General features: G+C 43.4%; 11 protein-coding genes and 2 pseudogenes. 11 read left to right on the top strand and 2 right to left on the bottom strand.

Features of this window, described 5'->3' with window-relative positions; all coding sequences use genetic code 11:
* A partial coding sequence (locus BM100_RS19090) for a type VI secretion system baseplate subunit TssF (protein WP_092513880.1) occupies positions 1–1,109 on the bottom strand: 1,109 nt, incomplete at its 3' end.
* A gap of 999 nt (positions 1,110–2,108) precedes the next feature.
* Here BM100_RS19090 and BM100_RS23685 point away from each other — a divergent pair.
* Positions 2,109–2,207 (top strand): annotated as a pseudogene (locus tag BM100_RS23685) (phage integrase N-terminal domain-containing protein); the annotation flags it as partial.
* Positions 2,208–2,436: 229 nt separating this feature from the next.
* On the opposite strand, the pseudogene BM100_RS24105 reads toward BM100_RS23685, so the two are convergent.
* A pseudogene (locus BM100_RS24105) lies at positions 2,437–2,517 on the bottom strand (hypothetical protein); the annotation flags it as partial.
* A gap of 26 nt (positions 2,518–2,543) precedes the next feature.
* Here BM100_RS24105 and BM100_RS23230 point away from each other — a divergent pair.
* From BM100_RS23230 to BM100_RS19030, 10 genes are all read left to right on the top strand, one after another.
* Entirely contained in the window at positions 2,544–3,632 is a 1,089-nt protein-coding gene (locus tag BM100_RS23230) for a phage baseplate assembly protein V (protein WP_420855337.1), read from the top strand.
* Positions 3,633–3,679: 47 nt separating this feature from the next.
* Positions 3,680–4,099, top strand: coding sequence for a GPW/gp25 family protein (locus tag BM100_RS19070; protein ID WP_092513876.1), 420 nt, complete (start codon positions 3,680–3,682; stop codon positions 4,097–4,099).
* Complete coding sequence (locus BM100_RS19065; RefSeq protein ID WP_092513874.1) at positions 4,096–4,518, top strand: hypothetical protein; 423 nt, start codon at positions 4,096–4,098, stop codon at positions 4,516–4,518. Before BM100_RS19070 ends, BM100_RS19065 begins: the two co-directional genes overlap by 4 nt.
* Positions 4,519–4,569: 51 nt before the next feature.
* Positions 4,570–7,398, top strand: a complete 2,829-nt coding sequence (locus tag BM100_RS19060; RefSeq protein ID WP_092513872.1) for a hypothetical protein — start codon at positions 4,570–4,572, stop codon at positions 7,396–7,398.
* Positions 7,388–10,201 carry a hypothetical protein gene (locus tag BM100_RS19055; RefSeq protein WP_139216998.1) on the top strand — a complete coding sequence of 938 codons (2,814 nt, stop codon included), beginning with the start codon at positions 7,388–7,390 and terminating at the stop codon, positions 10,199–10,201. The genes BM100_RS19060 and BM100_RS19055 overlap by 11 nt, the downstream gene beginning before the upstream one ends.
* A gap of 316 nt (positions 10,202–10,517) precedes the next feature.
* Positions 10,518–11,477 carry a hypothetical protein gene (locus tag BM100_RS19050; RefSeq protein WP_092513868.1) on the top strand — a complete coding sequence of 320 codons (960 nt, stop codon included), beginning with the start codon at positions 10,518–10,520 and terminating at the stop codon, positions 11,475–11,477.
* Positions 11,478–11,609: 132 nt separating this feature from the next.
* Positions 11,610–12,392: a contractile injection system tape measure protein gene (locus BM100_RS23870; RefSeq protein WP_092513866.1), complete on the top strand. Its 783-nt coding sequence runs from the start codon at positions 11,610–11,612 to the stop codon at positions 12,390–12,392.
* The gene (locus tag BM100_RS23865; protein WP_092513864.1) at positions 12,326–13,429 is read left to right on the top strand and encodes a contractile injection system tape measure protein; all 1,104 of its coding nucleotides are present in this window, start codon (positions 12,326–12,328) and stop codon (positions 13,427–13,429) included. The genes BM100_RS23870 and BM100_RS23865 overlap by 67 nt, the downstream gene beginning before the upstream one ends.
* A gap of 22 nt (positions 13,430–13,451) precedes the next feature.
* The gene (locus tag BM100_RS19035; RefSeq protein WP_092513862.1) at positions 13,452–14,348 is read left to right on the top strand and encodes a Pvc16 family protein; all 897 of its coding nucleotides are present in this window, start codon (positions 13,452–13,454) and stop codon (positions 14,346–14,348) included.
* 153 nt (positions 14,349–14,501) lie between these two features.
* The gene (locus BM100_RS19030) at positions 14,502–16,544 is read left to right on the top strand and encodes an ATP-binding protein (protein ID WP_169924757.1); all 2,043 of its coding nucleotides are present in this window, start codon (positions 14,502–14,504) and stop codon (positions 16,542–16,544) included.
* The last annotated feature ends 58 nt before the right edge of the window (positions 16,545–16,602 follow it).

Here is a 16,602-nt window from a genome sequence, read left to right as displayed (position 1 = left end):
CGAAGCTGGTAGTAAAAATAATCCGGTTCTTCTCCGGCCAGTAGCTCCGCTGCGGGCGTAAATTGCTCTATCGGCAGATAGCGGTAAGGCGTGCCCCGTTGGGCGTCATCATCGGGTTGTTGAACCACCTGAATGTCATGCAACCGGAAAAATTTTACGGAATCCCCCAGCGGCAAGGGATAACAGTGATTTTCGGCACTCAGCAGGACAGGCGGGCTGAGCCGTTTTTCCAGATGAATAGCCGGCACACAGCCCAGCATAAAGGCATCACCGACATCATCCAGCGGCAGTTCGCCTTCAAAACGAAAAATCAGTTCAAACGTACCGTCTGCATTGAGCGGGATTTCCGCGCGATCACGGCTGATATCCAGCGTGACAAAATTATACAGGTGCGGCAGCACATAATATTCAACCAGCGTTTGCAGGCCGGTATAAGTGCTCTTTTTCATCGGCAGGATGGGCTTATCCAGCAGGTCATGCCAGCCATAAGGAAAACAGTTCAGTTTACGTTGTTCGCCCTGTGCTCTGACGCTCATCTCACAGATATGCTGGTCAAGCCACAGGCTGAGCTGCGCCGCTCGTCCGGTATCCGTGCCAAGGAAAAAAGAGAGCGATCCGCAGTTCCAGACCGAAGAAGTACTTCCCGTCTGGCACAGGGTCAGGATAATTTCACTGTGCGTGCCGGTTTTTTTCACCGTGCGATCCCGCACCACTAAAGGCTCAATATGCAGCGGGCGGCAGGTTTTGAAGGTGAGTAATTGCTCTTCGGCCTGCGCAGAAACAGCTGTGTTTCTGGGAATATCCGCAGTGCCCTGATGTTCGTCATCGATGGGGAAAAATTGCATGATTGTCGTGGGTGGAACAGGGCACAGCACTAACGGCCAGATACGGGACAGTATGCCGTGGGTAATTTCGGGGAAATCATCTTCCAACTTATTTCGTAAGCGGGCAATCAACAGAGAAAATGCCTCAAAGAGACGTTGAATATCAGGATCATGGGCCGTTGCCAGAAAGTCCGTTAAATGGGGTGACTCTTTTATCACGCGCTGAGCCAGTTCCCGCAGGTAAGCGCGCTCTTGCAGGTACAGAGATTCCTTATTGTTTATCATTCTTTTTACTTTTTTATGTTAGATTTTTTTATCCGGCAGGTTAATTTATTGTACATATACATCAATAAAATTAATTAACTAATTAGATGGATTTTTCATCTGATTTTGGTGGAATATGGGGGAATTAGAGGAGTACACGCGAGAATTCAGGAAAAAATAAGAATGACAGGTGCAGTCAACGGTTTGACTACTCTATGCCTAACCGTTAATATCTTTTTCTACAAAAATGATCCATCGCCTGTCAGGATCGCCTTCGGGTGGCGAAATAAAACTCCTGTAGCCTGCAAGGGAGAGCTAGCATTGCGGTACGTCTGCGCACCTTTGGAAGCAGATATTGTTAGACATAAACCCCTTGTCTAACAATGAAGGTTTTTTAAACTAAAAAATACCCTAAAAGGTGTTTTTATACTGTTAACTAAGCGCATTGAACACTGAATCATGCACTTCACGTCATACCACAAAATTATTCTCATACACGACATTCATACTTCTACGATCTCTGCTTGAAATATTCAACAGATAACTTTTCTGCATCCAAATAATTAACGCATAACTGTCGTTTGACACTGCGCCTTGCCACGTTTTTCTGTGCTTGCTGGTATTTCAACGTTCGCATAGCTTTTGCTGACTATTTGCGAATTTAAGGAGTCACTTTTTGTCGGGTTACCGCTGAAAGTGACGCCGCAGCAAAAGAACAACTGGACAATGATAGGCTCACGCCTACTTAACCACACAGTGAATCTGACACTGCATTTTATAGATTGAAAGATCATCAAAAGGAAAACCTGACGATATCGAGGCTGGCACTTTGCCAGTGGGGATGACCTGTTCATACAGGCGGCAGTACCGCGTACTCAACCGATACCCCGCAATACCTCAACAAGCGTTCACTCTGGCGCACAGATATCCGTCAGGGGCAAAGCCGGTATTTCCTGCTTTGTCCGCCCTGTCGCGCGCCAGAGATCGCATCAAGTTGAAAGGTTAAGTAAGGAAAAGCCAATGAGTCGATTGATTAAGGAATTAAAGTTTTTTGCCCGCCAGGATGGTGGCAGCCATAAAACCTGTCATGACCGCATTCGGATTGCGGGGCGTTTGGGATTGACTCTCGCGAATCGTTCCTACGGTTGCCCGTGGCTACGTTGTCCCTGACGCTTTGCACGCCGAAATTACTCTCAACACAATCAGGTAGAGAACTGCTGGTGAGACAGTAGGTTTCATCGCACTATAATTTCAACTTATTGTGTGAAACAATCACAGAAACAGCCTCGTGTCGCACCACAGAATTATTTACAGGGTCGAAAACCCCATAAAATCGCTTATGACGACACTATCGATCAAGTTTCTTCCATGGATAAGCTTGCTGACCTTCTATCTCTTCTGTACCTGGTTTTATACCATGTGTCCACCATTTGGCTTCCCAATTGCTTCCCTCCCATGAGACCCTGTCACCACTGCTATATTACTATTATCAAACCCACATTAAAAAAAACCGCTCAAACCATTTCCGGCAAGGAATCAGAAAAACATATAAAAATCCGTGTCAGTCAAAATAACCGTTTTATGCCAAAGCGTGTATCAGTCAGTAGCTGGAATATAGAAAAACAGGAGATGAATCCGGTGTCAGTGGCTGAGCCAATGTCTTTAGGAGATAAGGCATTTAACGCCAGGAACTTAAACACCTTGTCACAAAAAGAATGGATATTGAATCATAGTTTGGCATTGCAGCCTCAAGAACAAGCCACTTGGGCCAACAGCCGTCTGTTAGCCCTATATGGAGAAGGGATTCAGGGCGAAATAGAAACGGAGGGTAATCTTGGTTATGAATTAGGTCAAACTCTGGATCTTAAGAATTTTGGAGCGCCTTTGGATGGCCGAGCATTAGTCACTACGATCACCCATACCTTTTCTAAGTTTGAGTGGCGTACCCAGTTAGTACTGGGATCTGACTGGTTACAAGATCTTGATACTGGCATGGTCCCTGGTATACGAGGAATACATATTGGTCAGGTGGCGGAAAATAAAGATGGCCCCGATAAAAACCACTGCCTGAAAGTAACGATGCCTATCTTGGGAAAAGATAATAAGCCGTTACAGCTACTTGCGCGATTAAGTACACCTTTTGCCAGCAACGGTAGTGGTTTGAATTTATATCCTGAGGAGAAAGATGAAGTCGTTCTGGCTTTTTTGGAAGATGATCCTCGTTATCCGATTATTTTAGGGGCGATGCATAATCCAATCAACCCCGCACCCAATGCGGAATTGAATAAGGGGCGGGGGATCGTCATTAAACATGACGGTAAAACGCAGTATCTACTTCTGCACCCTGATGAGGGAATAGTGTTTAAAGAAGAAAAGGGAGAAGACAATAGCAAGCTTGTCCTTAAACAAGGAGAGTTGCTCACTCAAAGCAGTAAAAAAACGGAGATTGATGCAAAAGACTTACTGTTAAAGGGTGACAATCTGGAAATTAGAGGAGCAAACGATGTATTGATTAAGGGACGTAAGGTCAAGCTCAATCAATAGACGTTAGCAATAGAACGTACACTCATACAACAATCATAGGCGGTAATATGGTATCAGCACGTAATGACATTTATGGTTGTGGTTGGGCTTTCCCCCCCACTTTTTCGCTTAAAGAGGGTGCAAAGTTAGTTAAGGACTACGAAGATATCCAGCAAAGCTTATACATTTTATTCAACACATTACCCGCAGAACGTGTCATGCGCCCATGGTATGGATGCGATTTACACGCTGTTATGTTTGAAAATGTTACAGCGTCTTTATTAATCGATATCAAGGCCTTAATTCGTCACAGCATTGAAGAGTATGAACAGAGAGTTTTTCTGGTGGCTGTTGATGCTGAATTTGATGATAACACGCTGGGGCTGTTACGTATTCAAGTCTCTTACCAAATTCGCGGTATGTCTCAGGTTTTTATCATTGATGGCCTTTTGGATCTGGCTGATGGGCGCAGAGGGTACTTTAGATGAGCAAGTATATCGTGATTGATAATGATGCTCTGTTATTTGACACAATGTTTAGTCACCGCCTGGTCACTATTACTGGCTCGGCTCAAATTAAAGGCAGTGGTAAAGCTAACATTAATAATAAAAAAGTCTGTGTTCTGGGGGATGAAAAAAAGATCAGCTTGGATGCAGTTTATATTGCCCCTGGTTTCCCTATCCCCGGGAAGGGAAAAGTGACTATAAGCCTGCTGAATGCTGACCAACAAGCTATATGGTGTCTGAGTGGTCAACCCGTTATATTAGTTGGGCAGAAGTTTATAGCCAGTTTTACGCCCACAGATCTGGCAAAAAGTCCGCCACCGGCACAAACCCCAGATATACCCGCGCCGACTCTCGGCAGTGGAAAGTTCATTAACAGTCAAATGCTTGTCACCGTTGGATAATGGTGATGATACGTTGAAGTCTCCTTTAAATCTCTTATTCAGGATGCAGGTATGACAACACAGAATAATGACTTTGTGCTTGACGACCGTTCACTGTTAACACGGTTAACTGCATTTCAGGCGTATTGTCGCACTATTCCTTTTGGTACTAATAGGAACTTTTGGGATCAAGTCTTTTTTAACGATGAAAACACCCCTCAAACGTTAGCGGTGCGTTTTGCTGAACCCGGGCTGGAGGCGCGTAACTTACCGCCTCAATTGGCTTTTTTATTGGCTTTCTTACATATGATGGATACACCACGTAGATTGCTTAATAGCCTTCCTGCACGCCACCGCCAACTCTATTATCGTGGGGAATTGGGTTTGAGTGAATTGCCTACCCGCCCCGATACAGCGTTGGTGATCTTCCAACCAGAATCCTCTCATACAGAACTTTACTTGCCAGAGGGTTTAATGTTGACCGGTGGTCAGGATCTCAATGGCACACCACGCTTGTACAACTTGCAGCAGTCATTGTCGGTTAATCATGCGCGCTGGACTGATTTACGTTGGCTAAGGGAAGCAGATGATAATCGCTCTTTGCCCGTTTGCCGTACTCTGTTGGACATGAGTCAGGATATTGCCTTTCCACAGCAAGGCATACGCCTGTTTCAGAGTGAACCACAAGCCGATATGCCAATGATCAATGGCCGTTTTATCGTTTCGCCGTTGCTATTGGCAACGGGGGAGAAACGTTTTATTACAATAGAGTATGTCAGTACCTTGCCAAAAAACACGAATTTTCGCCTGGAGGTAAGCACACAAGAAGGTTGGAAGCCGTTAACGCAGGATAGTGGTGTAAATAATGGTTATTATATGCCAGAGGATGTGATGCCAGCGGCACCAGTAGATTTGGAAGGGTATACTTTTTTACATCCTGTGCTGCGCATTATTAATCAATGCACAGGCACGGTGCCGAAAGTAAAGTCGTTGACAATGACAGTACACAACATGAGCAATGTGCAAATGCGCACGGATAATGGCTTGGTTGATGTAAATGAAAATAGCTACCCCTTTGGTAGCGAGCCTGTATCGGGCAATGGTTTTCAACTGATGTCAGAGCAATGGTGCAATCAAAATGTAATTTTTGATATCACGATTAACCTTGTTTGGCAGGATCTTCCGGATAATTTTACGACTTGGTACAGTCAGTATAAAGCAGGCGCTGATCCCATCAGCGTTAATAATACAAGTTTTAAGGCAATAGTGCTTCCTCCAGATCCGGATAATAATAACCCACAACAGTTTTTTGGCGGCATGGACAATGGGAGGATATCGGTTAAGCCAATTAAAGTGAGATTGACCTCACCGCAACTTAATCTGACCGATGAGCAGGCATTTTGGCGTCATGCTCCACGTGTCGAACTGGCAGGACAAGATTTTCTGCATCGTACTTATCGCCAGATGGCCATTAACGGTGAGCTACCTCCTAACCCACCTTACAGCCCACAATTTCGACAGGTTAATGTGAATTATGTGGCAACCAGTGAAAAAATTGAACAATACGTATTAACCCCTTTTGGTTACCAAAGCTCAGTCCCGGATGGCGATGATAGCAGTGCACCCGCGTTGTATTTGGGCATCAGTGATATTACTCCGGGTCAACAACTAACACTGTATTGGGATCTAAAAACGCCATGCCAAATAAAGCCAGAAGGCTTGCATTGGAGCTATCTGGCTGAAACAACAGATGGTGAAGGGAAATGGGTGTTATTACGGCAAGAAATAGACGATCAAACCGAGCGACTATTTCGCTCCGGATTGTGGAGAACGACTTTGCCGAAGGATGCCACAGCGCTCAGTACGTTGATGCCAACCGGCCGTTACTGGCTGCGGGCTAAGGATTTTGTGCTGGATGAAGCGGATAAGCCGGTAGAACCAGGTGTACCCGAACAACCTCAGCCGAAAGTTGAACAGTACCCTTGGTTGTCTGCGTTGTATACCAATGCTGGTACAGTGCAACTGGCAAACGCTTCTGAGCTGGATGACAGTCATTTTACTCAGTCGTTACCCGTTGGCAGTATTAACAGCACGGTGAAACCATTTGAGGGATTGGCGGCATTGAGCCAACCCTTACCTTCCTGGGGGGCACATGCAAGGGAGAGTGAAGACGAATTTATGCGTCGTGTTGCTATGCGCCTGTCTCACCGGGGGCGGGCTTCTTCCTGGCGTGATATCAGCGCCTTACTATTAGCACGATTCCCAGAGGTACATCACATCCGCTTGCCAGGATTGGAGAATTTAGATGGTTTATACCAGCCAGAGACAGATGAGCAGATCGGGGGTGATTTCGCTCATAAACGCCGTCGAGTTGCCATTTACGAAGACCAATCTGCTTTGCATATTCAGACATTGATGATTGTACCTCGCGCGGGTTATAGCGACAGCGAAGATCCTCTGAGACCGATGTTGAATTCCGCTCGGTTAGCGGAAATGCAGCGTTATATAGAGAGCCTAGCATCACCCTGGATAGAATTGCGAGTACTTAACCCAGAATATTTCGAAGTTAAAGTGGAATACAAAGTGGGATGGAAAAAGGAAGCTAACGCTGAACAATGTGAATTGTTGCTTGCAGAGGCAATTAAGCAGCAATTTATGCCATGGCGTGATGAGCATAATATAGTAGAGCTGGGTCATTCTCTGACTATTTATGACGTGATGTCGGTGATCCAGCGGCAACCTTATGTTGATCATGTACAAGACATCAAGATAAATGGCAGCCAGCAGGCGATTAATACCTCACTGAAAGTGATAATTGTTCACCCTACTTCGGAGCCAGTTTCCCCAAAACCAAAGAATAATATTCCCCCGTTCTCGGCAGAGGAAAGCCATGATGAATGATAAAATTTACTTACCCCCGGGGATTTTTCAGGATGAAAAACAAAATATCCATTTTGATACTTTGATGGAGCAAGCAAGGACAATTTTAAAAGAGCAATCTGGCGATTTATGGACAGATACTACTGCGCACGATCCCGGCATCACATTGCTAGAAGCTTTGGCTTATAATGTCTCAGATCTAAGCTACCGGCACCTACTACCGTTGGTAGATTTACTGACTCCCGCATCTGTCAACAAGGAGAAAAAAAAACCATTATTTCCTGCCGGATTCCAACCTGAACGGATGTTAACCACCAGTCCAATTACTGCCGAGGATTATCGTAAAGGCATACTTGATATCACTATCAAGGGCGACGATGGTGAAATAGTTTATGCGTTTTGTGACGCAAAAATGGAAAAGAATGACAAAGAAAATAGTTATCTTTACTTTTACAATAAAAAGAATCGAGAGCTAACTTTTTTTAAAGAAAATGATTCCGATCCGGCGTTATATCTCAATGGCAGCTACACCGTAAAAGTTAAACCTTCTTTATATTCTAAGTTTCATAAAAGCAAGTATGAGCAGCTCAAGGAGCTGCTAGAGGACTATCTGAAGAAAAATACAAATATTTGTGAAGTTATTGGAGAAGTGAATTGGCTTTGTACTGATGATACTCATGACTTCAATTTATATATGGATGTTTCAATAAGCGATATCGTGAGTGATATTAACGAAGTCTTTTTAGCGATATTTATAACTGCACAGAATACTCTCTCACCTGAGTATGAACGTGTTCCTACTATGGATTTCCAGCATCAAAATTATACCGGCCCATTACCTCAGCAGGGGTGGTTAATAGACGTCCCACAAGAAAATAAAGTTAATTGCTTTACGATCTATACAAGCCAGATCCAACAGGCTATTGAGTCATTACCTTTTGTTAACCATGTTAGTTACATTAATTTTGGAGAGGACAGAAACAAGGTAATTTTTTCTGCAAATGGCGCGAATAGTGCTTTTTGGCTCGATGATAATAATATTGTGTCCACAATTGCAAAGATGCTGAAATGTGTGACGGTTACTTATAAAGGACAAGTATTAACAGGAGATGCTGATGAGATTAGTCGGTTGTTGCGTGAAAAAATGCAAAGAGAACACCAGATATCGACAGAGCCTTACCCTATAGGGCATTACCGTAATCCGTCTCGCTACTACCCTGCCAGTGATTTATTGCCCTCTCTATATAATCTACAAGAATACGCTCCAGAGCATCTTACTCTTCAACTGCATCAATTTTTATTACCATTTGAACAACTATTGGCGAATGGTTGTGCCCAGCTGGCATATTTACCTAAACTATTAGATTTTTCTGCAACCATCGAAGAACCAATATGGGGGCATCAATGGCCCTTTGCCGAAAAAAGCATAAATAATCAGGTTCATAACAAGTATAAAGAGAAGGTGGAAGAAGCGAACTGGAGTAATCAGCAAAATATTATTCAGCAGATTGCATTGACGAATTATCTACAAAGTTATTTTGGGTTGCCGAAAAACGAAAATATCGGGCTGGCTACAGATGAGGAATTTTTGCAGGTTCAACGTGCTTATCTGAGCAGCCTGCCACAAACAGGCTACTCCCGCACGGCAACAAACATCCACCAGATTTCCTCACTCCAGCGCCGAGTTGCAGCAAGGTTAGGTATTGGGGTTATGTTGTTTGATGATATGCCTGAAGCTGACCGGTTAGCTTATTTAGAGCACCTTCCCTTTTATATTGTCGAGCATCCTTTGCTGATGCCGAAGAAGCCAGAGACAGATTTTATAGATGCTAAGCCTGTGACTAGTGTGCAATATTTATCTGAACCCAGACGCTTATTGATTACTGTACAAGATACGTTAGCAGGTAAACTGAAAGCCGGGCAGTTGGTGGATTTATTTCTAAAGGGTAATGAAACCCTGAAGGCAATATTGGTGGCGGCTGTTAATAATAATACTTTCACGCTCTATATTGATGAACACGTACAACTGCGTCGACGCTGGTCAAAAGTACTAGAGATTGCGCAGGCTGGAAATTTGAAATGGTGTACCAGCAATTCGTGGCTCAAAGATATGGAGTATCGGGTAATACTCAGCAGTAACCAAGAAGTCCTCTCTGACGGGCAAACACGGATTGAAACATCAGCGGATCAACCTTGGCCGCCGATTCTGTTACCTGACGATACCGTCACAATAAAACAAATTTTTACAGGTCAGATAACAACCAGAGAAAGTGATTTAGAAGCCAGAGTTGACAGTGTTGACCACATTCATGGTCAGGCAGTTATCACTATTCTTAGCAAAGATAAAAAATTTGATCCTAAAGCGCGTTACCAGTGGCATATCAGCAAGGGAAAAACGCAGGCTATGGATCGCTTCTCGTTTACTTTAAGCTTTGTTTTCAAACGCAGCCTGATGATGAATGGACAAACATCATCAATATTATTGGCTGAACGTGAAGCATATATCAAACGCATTATCCAAGAAGAAATCCCGGCGCACCTGCTGGCCAGAGTATTATGGCTCAGTGATCAGCAATTCAGTGTATTCAGTAGCACCTATGCACGTTGGCTGAATAACACCGCCCAGCTTGGGTCGGATACTTATCGTCTGTTGAAAATGTTATCTATCGGTATGTTGCCCGGAGAAACCACAGGTATTGGTGTGATGCATATCATCACTGATGAGGAATTGCATAAATTACCGTCAAACACAACTGAAAGACAGCAATATATTGACGATCTGGGGCTGTTCTTCGTACCGGATATTCACGAGCCTACTCGATAAAAATAATATTGCCGCCAAGCCTAGTATTACAGCCGTGCTCGATCATGGACCATGATTATTTTCTTTCTTCCTTAACATAAAAATAGGGGGCAGATGAAATCAACTGTTAACAGTTTGGAACAGTTGATTTTGGTATTACACACCTTTTTGACTCCCTTATTTCACTCTGGCGACCCACGATAACGCAATCTTAATTATCTTCGAGGCTGATTCAGTGATATTGAACATAAATAACTGCCAACTGGGTAAATTTCGGCTGTGGTACGAGTTAGAATCCTCTTAATAAGAGACGTAAACTATACAATAGGAGTGGAGTATGAGTGAAAAATACAAAGCGTCACAAAATATAACATCCAATGAAACTTCTGTTAGGACAATAGATGAGTGGGTGAATGAATTGCCTGTCAAAGCCGAGGAGTTAAAAAAGAAATTTGTGGCGGGTGCAGTGCCTCAGGAAAGGGATTTTAAGGTACTTATTGAGGCAATTTATACAGCACTTGCAGCTGTAGGGTTGGATCCAGACAGAGCCTCTACTGGTAATGGATTAAAAGTGGATAAAATGACTAACAAGCTGGAAGTGGACACCAACTCAATTCAGGAGAAATTGACGACTGATAACAATACAGGAATTGATATTTCAAGTGATAATCAAATAAGCATCAACACTAGCAAAATTCAGGAGAAATTGACGGCTGTTAGCAATACAGGAATTGATATTTCAAGTGATAATCAAATAAGCATCAACACTAGCAAAATTCAGGAGAAATTGACGGCTGTTAACAATACAGGAATTGATATTTCAAGTAATAATCAAATAAGCATCGATACTAAAATTATTCAAAAAAAACTGAAGAGCGGCAATGGTATTAATATTTCAGATAAAAATGATACTGTAAGTATTAAAAATAATAGACTCACTGGAATAATGGTACTTGCTACATTGCATGGGGCTACGCATTATTCATATTATTTTGGATTTTTTACCCTATATACCAAAGTCACAAGTGGTATATGGAGAGTTTATATTTCAACGCATATGTTAGAATCCATTAATAATTCTACTCCCCCTGAATTGCTGGAATATTATGATAATAAAATAATAAGTATTGATGGAGAGAATTTAAATACAAACCAATATAAATCAAATGGTCGCATGTCTATGTTTTTAGATATTCATATAAGCGATACTACGGATGATATTTCCAAAAAGAAATTGCATATAAAAATTAATAATAATAATCAAAAGATACCTATTCATAAAATAATATGGGATTAAATTCAATACGTTAATAATACAAATGTGTTGATAGTAATCAATTAGCTAGTAATTTCTTATTGGAATAGTATTGCTTTATCTGAGAATAAATTCGCCCCTAATGATAAAATTATATCGGATAAGGATGAATTAATGGCTGAAAATATTCATATATCAATGGCAAATTCGTCAGTGAATATTCACCGATTGAGGGTAAGATTGCATACGTCCCGTGAATTGGCTGCTCCCTTGCAACAGAAGGTAAGTCAAACTGTACGGACAATACTATCAACAAAGGTATTTGCCGCTTCACAGTGTCGTTTTATTCAGCATATTAGTCTTCCTCAACTAATTGACAGTTTAACGCTCGATTTAGGGGAATTACCGCTGATTAAGTTCGAAACGCATTTTGTACAACGGTTCATTCAGCAACTCAATGACGCATTAAGTGCTATGTCACTACCACAAAACGTGAATGTGAATCACACAATACCAGAGGATGATGGTGTACGGAAAAATAAGGAAGAACCTTTGTCTACAGAAATAACTGGACAGCAGAAACTTACTTTACCAGATGAGCCGCAAATAACTGCAAAATTGTCATCATCGGAAAATAGGCTAGATAACCTGATATATTTCTTCCATACCGGTTATTGGCTTCCGTCATTTTCTTCCTTCTTAGTTGTTGACTCGAATCCGGAAGAAAGTGGCGAAGCTGTGGAGCAGAGGGTAAAACCACAGACTAATACATTGAAAGTCTCACCAACACAATCATTGGACATATTGCTCAATGATACGACAAAAAGCGAATTGAGGGTGTTGCCGATGCTGGCTAGGGCCATCTGGCATCCACAATCACGCTGCCGCTTATGGCAGAACGCTCTGACACGCAACGTCGGCTTATTTTTCAACAGCTCACAGCCAGACAACAGCTGATCAGTGCACCGCAAGCACTCCCCATACACCTCGCCAGCCTGATGCTGGCAGCATGGCACTACTGGCTGCATCACCCCTCATTGATGATTACTGGCGGGGTTTTGGGGAACAGTCAGGTTTTTGAAGCGCTTGTCCCAGCTGAAATTCACTGGTTAAACGATCTGTTGTTAGCTTCTGTACCGTGGCCAAAATTATTGGCTGAAGCGTTACCGTTATTACGCAAACATGCTGATGTATGGAAATCGCAACTTTCTTTTACTGCTCTGCAATTATTATGGGATAGGAAGCCCCATATTCAGAAAGAAGGAAGAGCATGGCAAACTGATCAATCTAAAGAACAACCCCCTGACTTGCAGAAACGTACAACTCTGGCTCCAGAGAGTTTAGCAACGGAAGCCCATTTACAGTTGCATAATGGCGTAACCCGTCCCCCGAATAAACAGAAGGTAAATGATGTGCCGTCCCATGATGTCTGGTCGGACGACAGTGCATTACCAACGAAATTATCGGTCTGTAATGCCGGCATTGTATTTCTATGGCCGTTATTACCGCGATTATTTGCTCAACTGGGGCTATTGGAGAAACTTCAGGAAGATGCCCCTTACCGATTTATCAATCAGCAAGCTCAACTGCAGGCAGTATGCCTGTTAGATGGGTTGACTTGGGCAGATAATGAGATAGCGGAATGGCGCTGCCTGGTGAATAAATGGCTATGTGGTTGGCCATTGACAGCGCCATTGGAGCCATGGGTAATACCAGATGACTCTACCCAGGCATTATTGACCTCATGGTTGATCAACATGAGCCAGCAAATCCCTGGATTACAGCGCTGTGAGCCAGCTGAATTGCGTGCACTATTTTTACAGCGACAGGGCGCTATGTATGAGAGTCCCGATGGTTGGTATCTTACTGTAGAGACGCATGCCAGCGATATTATGTTATCTCGGCTTCCCTGGCCGTTAAAGCAATTGACGCTGCCTTGGTTGCCAGAACCGTTAGAAGTGGTATGGCAATTACCCCATTATTTTAATTTCTAATCTCATATTAAGGACGTGTGTTATGCCCGGAAACAGTCATACTTATAAGGAATTCACTGATATTGCTAAGCTTAACCATCTGATAGAGACCCATGTAAGGCAACATATGCCAGGTATCGAATTACGTTTTGATGAACCTGACCCCGCAAACCCGCCAACCCAGCCGACGCTGAATCTGTTTATGTATCTGATCCATGAAGATCTGAGTATTCGCCAAAATACTCAACGTGATTATGACCCTAAAACAGGGAGCTTTACACCAGAAATTGCTTATATACGCTGCCTGTATTTAGTCACTTATTGGGATAACCAGAAAGGCAGTTCAGATGCGCCAGGCGCACATCCAGATAGTCCTACAGTGATAAACCTGACTAACATGCTTAAGGTGTTGTTATGTATGCGTAATCATATTGATTTTAAGGGATATATGCTGCGAATAATCGAGCCAGAAGCACTTAATAGTCTGGGTAATTTTTGGCAAGCTTTAGATAATAAACCTCGGGCGATCATGAATTTTGCTGTCACCCTTCCTATTAGTATCAGTCATCCGGGTAAGAAAGAGGATATAGTACCGCCAGTGCAGTCATTTGATAATCAGTTAGTTCATTATCATGGGAACAGTCTGGATATGTTGGAAACGTGTTTATTTAACGAGTTACACCAAGCTTTGGACGCAAAAGAGGCAGATTTGGCACTAAAAAAAGTGGTAATTAATATCCATCAGGCAGTTGCACCGGTTAAAACGCAACAAGAGTTGCAACAGGTGGAGGTTATCGTAGCTGGCGTGACGTTTAAAACAGCAAGAGAGACTATCGAAAGCTGCATTGCTTCCTGGAAAAACTCAAAACACCCATGTGGTGATCAGAAATATCAGATTTCCTCAGTACAGTGTTCGCTGGTTGCGCCAGAAATATCGTAATGCCTGAGTGCATGTCTACGGGGTTATCTTTCTTTACTTATCATCTCATCGGCACATGAGATTGGTTTGTGATGTACGGTACACCGAAAACATTTTCTCTCTATTCAAATAATAAAACATAACATTGTCATTGCATGAATGGAGTATTTCAGAATGACACAGACTTTTTTTATTGCTAATGATAAAGATACCCCAGAAGAAGCTTTGTATGAATTTCTTACTGTGGTGGCACAAATTGAATCTTTATTAGAACGTGAGTGCAATGCCCAGCTTCATGATGAGCAAAATATTTTATCTAAATTGCTAACACAAAAGTCAGATGATAATCGTTTAGAAACATCCAGTCAGTCGTTCAGTTATACCAACTGGGATACGAGAATTCCGGAATTCGATGTGAAGCAAACAGGGCGTATTGCGCGTTTGGCTCAGAAATTCGATCTGACCGATTTTGAACTGGCGGTACTTATCTTGGGGTGCTTGCCTCGTTTTGAACCGAAATATGCTGAACTTTTCAGTCAGTTACAACCAAACTCTCTTCCGCTGCTAGGACTAGATTTAGCGCTGAGGCTATTTTGCACCGGGCAGTTTATACGCAATGCACAACGAGCTAGTTTACTGGCGGATGCGCCATTGAAGCGTTTTGGTTTGTTAGCGTTATCCCATAAATACAAAGGAGAACAGGCTTATCAAACCAGCAGTATGGTTTACCATTATTTCCTGGGTCACGACAGCCTGCCGGAGGCTTTATACGGCACGCTGTCATGGCTGGAACCGGGTCATAATATTGAACTGGATGACACTGCCCTGTTGCACTGCTGGCACCATGAACATCACAATTTTCCAGCGTTACTCGAGTTACGTGTCGCGGCAGCCATGTCAGGTGAACAGGCCGCCGCTGTATTAGGCCAACGTATGGGTATGCGCGCCTTACTGCTTCAATCCTCGGTTCTGAACAATGACAAAGATCTCATTCCATTACTCGGTCAGGCCATAAGTGCGGCAAGGCTTCATTCCGCATTGCTGGTGCTGCAAGAAATTAGCGTTCAGGACAATACTGAAAGCCCGGCACCATCATGGGACTGTATCAGGTCATTATTGAATGATTATCCGCTTCCATTATGTATTCTGATTGCTTCCTCCAGCCCAGAAACACCGCTACCATCACTGACTCGATGGATACTGCCTGTAACACTGCCATCAGTCCCTCAGCGCCAGAAGCATTTGCAACAACAACTCAGCACTTACCCGCATGGACTGTTGGATTATCAGTCGTTAGTGCAGCGCGTTGCATTGCCGGAAGTGGATATAACTTCTGCAGTGAAGGAAGCATGGGTATTACAACATCAACGTGGGGGCGATCAGATTGAAATAGGGGATCTCAGGCAGGCTTTTTTACGTCGTGCCCGACAAAATTTCTCCCATCTGGCACAGCGTATTGTGCCGGTACGCGATTTTCATGATCTCGTTATCAGTGATGACCAGTTGGAGCAATTACAGGAAATTTTGTGCGCTATCCGCCAACGAGATAAAACCCTCGCGCAGGGATTTGCGCGTAAACTGGGTAGAAACACCGGCATCAGTGTACTGTTTTATGGTGACTCGGGAACAGGAAAAACGCTGGCAGCAGAAGCACTGGCACACCAATTAGGTGTCGATATGATTCGGGTAGATTTATCCACAGTGATTAATAAATACATTGGCGAAACCGAGAAAAATCTGGCACAGATTTTCGATCTGGCGATGCAGGATGCAGGGGTGTTGTTTTTTGATGAAGCAGATGCGTTGTTTGGTAAGCGCAGTGAAGCCAAAGACGCCAAAGACCGCCATGCCAATATTGAAGTTGCCTATCTGTTGCAGCGACTGGAGCGCCACCCCGGATTGGTGGTACTGGCGACGAATCACCGTTCACATCTGGATGATGCCTTTTCTCGTCGCTTTACTTTCATTGTTCGTTTTGCCTATCCCGATGCTTCCTTAAGAGAAAGAATGTGGCAAAAAGCTTGGCCGAAAGAGATTACCTTAGCCGAAGATGTGGATTTTGCACGTCTGGCACAAACAGCGTTAACCGGTGCCAATATTCATAACATTGCGTTGCTGTCTATGTGGCTGGCAGGAGAGTCATCAGCCATTACTGACGCGCATATACAACGCGCCCTCCGTCGTGAACTCAGCAAAATTGGGCGACTTCCCGCGTAGAAACGAAGGGAATTTGCTCAAATCAGGGACACCGTGTTGAAAAATAAAGTACAACTTT

Origin of the sequence: Xenorhabdus mauleonii, assembly GCF_900113945.1 — a bacterium.
Classification (GTDB): domain Bacteria; phylum Pseudomonadota; class Gammaproteobacteria; order Enterobacterales; family Enterobacteriaceae; genus Xenorhabdus; species Xenorhabdus mauleonii.
Note: the sequence above shows the minus strand (reverse complement) of the source record. Positions and strands in the feature narration are given on the sequence as shown.

Excerpts from the sequence above, each read along its gene's own strand:
- BM100_RS23230 (WP_420855337.1), top strand. The coding sequence starts at position 2,544 with ATGAGACCCTGTCACCACTGCTATATTACTATTATCAAACCCACATTA.
- BM100_RS19070 (WP_092513876.1), top strand. The coding sequence starts at position 3,680 with ATGGTATCAGCACGTAATGACATTTATGGTTGTGGTTGGGCTTTCCCC.
- BM100_RS19065 (WP_092513874.1), top strand. The coding sequence starts at position 4,096 with ATGAGCAAGTATATCGTGATTGATAATGATGCTCTGTTATTTGACACA.
- BM100_RS19060 (WP_092513872.1), top strand. The coding sequence starts at position 4,570 with ATGACAACACAGAATAATGACTTTGTGCTTGACGACCGTTCACTGTTA.
- BM100_RS19055 (WP_139216998.1), top strand. The coding sequence starts at position 7,388 with ATGATGAATGATAAAATTTACTTACCCCCGGGGATTTTTCAGGATGAA.
- BM100_RS19050 (WP_092513868.1), top strand. The coding sequence starts at position 10,518 with ATGAGTGAAAAATACAAAGCGTCACAAAATATAACATCCAATGAAACT.
- BM100_RS23870 (WP_092513866.1), top strand. The coding sequence starts at position 11,610 with ATGGCTGAAAATATTCATATATCAATGGCAAATTCGTCAGTGAATATT.
- BM100_RS23865 (WP_092513864.1), top strand. The coding sequence starts at position 12,326 with ATGGCAGAACGCTCTGACACGCAACGTCGGCTTATTTTTCAACAGCTC.
- BM100_RS19035 (WP_092513862.1), top strand. The coding sequence starts at position 13,452 with ATGCCCGGAAACAGTCATACTTATAAGGAATTCACTGATATTGCTAAG.
- BM100_RS19030 (WP_169924757.1), top strand. The coding sequence starts at position 14,502 with ATGACACAGACTTTTTTTATTGCTAATGATAAAGATACCCCAGAAGAA.